The following is a 223-nucleotide window of genomic DNA, read 5'->3' as shown; positions in this document are numbered from 1 at the left end:
GACAGGTCCTGCCGGCGCTCGGCAGGCGTCAGCGAACCTTCGCCGTAAGCGAGAAGCGACAGGCCCGCCACATAGATCAGGGCCACGAGCGCCTGGAGGCGCGGCTGGTAAGGGATGGCTGCGGCCGCGATGGTGATGGGCACCACCCAGGCGGCCGGAAAAGCCGCGAAGAGGTTGCCCGGAACGCCCAGGATGCCGTGGCTGTAGCCCAGGTTGCCGAGGA

Annotated in this window: 1 protein-coding gene; it reads right to left on the bottom strand. The window is 69.1% G+C overall.

The window, feature by feature from the left end; genetic code table 11:
- On the bottom strand, positions 1 to 223 hold a 223-nt coding region (locus E4K09_RS28720), incomplete at both ends, for a hypothetical protein (RefSeq protein WP_204985678.1).

It is taken from the genome of Microvirga pakistanensis, from assembly GCF_004458765.1.
Classification (GTDB): Bacteria; Pseudomonadota; Alphaproteobacteria; order Rhizobiales; family Beijerinckiaceae; genus Microvirga; species Microvirga pakistanensis.
This window is presented reverse-complemented; position numbering and strand designations above follow the sequence as displayed.